Here is a 1,950-nt window from a genome sequence, read left to right on the forward strand (position 1 = left end):
CGAGCGAATCCGCACCCCCGGACAGGGCGACGATGACGGCCGCACCCTCGGGAAGGTCGGCGAGCGCGGTGCGCACGGCGAGGCGGATCTCGGCGATGGCGGGAGCGAGTGACGGCACGCCTCCACGCTAGGGCACCGCAGGGAACGGCGCGCCCTGTCCCGATCGCCGGCGACGGCCGCGGGCGGGGCTATCCTGACGCCGTGACCGATGAGACGAGCACACGACCGTTCCGCACCGAGAGGTTCAAGGCCTTCGTCGATGCCGTCGTCGCGATCGCCATGACACTGCTCATCCTCCCGCTGATGGAGTCCGTCTCCGAAGCGGCTTCCGGTCAGCTGACCACCGCCGAATTCCTGAACGAGCACGCGGGTCAGCTGCTCAGCTTCGGGTTGAGCTTCCTCCTCATCGCGACGTTCTGGATGGGCCACCATCGCCAGTACCGCGACGTGGAGTGGGTCACCGTCCCCCTCCTGTGGATCAACGTCGCGTGGATGGCGACGATCGTCTGGCTGCCCGTTCCCACGGCGATGATCGGGCAGATGGACACCGACGCCCTCCAGGCGGTGGTCTACATCGGCACGCTGATCATGACGCAGGTGACGACTCTCGCCGGCTGGCTCTATCTCGCGCGTCACCGCGAACTCACCACGGCGTCGACCGAGACGATCCGGCTGGGGGCGATCGGAGACCTCGCGGCGATCATCCTGTTCGCCGCAGCCCTCGCCATCGCCGTCCTCGCTGCGCCGAACGGGTACGCCGGGCTCTTCCTGCTGCTGCTCAGCGACCCGACGAGCAGGCTGTTGAATCGGCTGCTGCGCAGGCGCGGAACCGAAGAGCCTCGGCCGGAGACCGACGCCGGATCCTGAGCATTCACTGCCCACGGGGGTGCGAGCGCCGCAGGTAGGCTAGTCGGCGGTATCCAACCGAACTTTTCCTGAGGAGCACACGCATGGGCGCACACGACGCCGTCATCGAGATCCCGCGCGGCAGCCGCGTGAAGTACGAGGTCGACCACGAGACCGGGCGAGTGCACCTCGACCGCGTGCTCTACACGACCTTCGGCTACCCGGCCGACTACGGCTACTTCGACAACACGCTCGGCGAGGACGGCGACCCGCTCGACGTGCTCGTGCTGCTCGACCACGCCATCTACCCGGGAGTCGTCGTGGAGGTCCGCCCCGTCGCCGTGCTCAAGATGAGCGACGAGGCCGGCGGAGACGACAAGCTCGTCGCCGTGCTCTCCAAGGACCCGCGCTGGGCCCACATCCAGGACATCGACGACATCGCCGAGTACACGAAGAAGGAGATCGCGCACTTCTTCGAGCACTACAAGGACCTCGAGCCCAACAAGTGGGTCAAGGTCGACGAGTGGGGGAACGCCGCCGAGGCGCAGCGCATCCTCGACGAGGCGATCGTCCGTTTCGGCGAGCAGGGCCACTGACCCTCACGCACGCAGAAGACCCCCGGTTCCGCTCAGCGGCCGGGGGTCTTCTTCATGTCAGGAGGGAGCGGCTCAGGCCGACACTCCGCGATCGCCGAGGAACGCGACGGGGTTCACGGGGCGCCCGTTGACGTAGACCTCGAAGTGGAGGTGGCAGCCGAACGAGCGGCCGGTGTTGCCCGCATATGCGATGACCTGGCCGGAGTTCACGCGCTGACCCGAACGGACGAGGATGCCGCCGTCGCGGATGTGGGCGTAGCCCGTGCCGATGCCGCCGCCGTGCTGGATGCGGATGTAGTTGCCGTAACCGGAGTTGGGGCCCGCATAGTCGACGGTCCCGGAGTTCGCGGCGTAGATCGGAGAGCCACAGCCGTTGGCGAAGTCGGTTCCGTAGTGGAAGGACGAGGAGCAGCCCTGGGAGCCGCACTGCACGGAGCGAGGGCCGTAGCCCGAGCTCTTTCCGCCGCCGTGCGGACGGCACCAGCCGCCGGAGCCCTGGCTTCCGCCA

At 68.1% G+C, this 1,950-nt stretch carries 3 protein-coding genes; 2 read left to right on the forward strand and 1 reads right to left on the reverse strand.

The features are described from left to right. Positions 1–201: 201 nt before the first annotated feature. The gene (locus DSP71_RS09630; RefSeq protein ID WP_113680978.1) at positions 202–867 is read left to right on the forward strand and encodes a TMEM175 family protein; all 666 of its coding nucleotides are present in this window, start codon (positions 202–204) and stop codon (positions 865–867) included. 83 nt (positions 868–950) lie between these two features. Then, positions 951–1,442, forward strand: a complete 492-nt coding sequence (locus DSP71_RS09635; protein WP_017204665.1) for an inorganic diphosphatase — start codon at positions 951–953, stop codon at positions 1,440–1,442. A gap of 72 nt (positions 1,443–1,514) precedes the next feature. Here the strand turns inward: DSP71_RS09635 and DSP71_RS09640 are convergent. Beyond that, on the reverse strand, positions 1,515–1,950 hold a 436-nt coding region (locus DSP71_RS09640), incomplete at its 5' end, for a M23 family metallopeptidase (RefSeq protein WP_147251273.1).

Source organism: Microbacterium sp. H6 (assembly GCF_003314775.1).
In the GTDB taxonomy this organism is placed as follows: domain Bacteria; phylum Actinomycetota; class Actinomycetes; order Actinomycetales; family Microbacteriaceae; genus Microbacterium; species Microbacterium oxydans.

Excerpts from the sequence above, each read along its gene's own strand:
- DSP71_RS09635 (WP_017204665.1), top strand. The coding sequence starts at position 951 with ATGGGCGCACACGACGCCGTCATCGAGATCCCGCGCGGCAGCCGCGTG.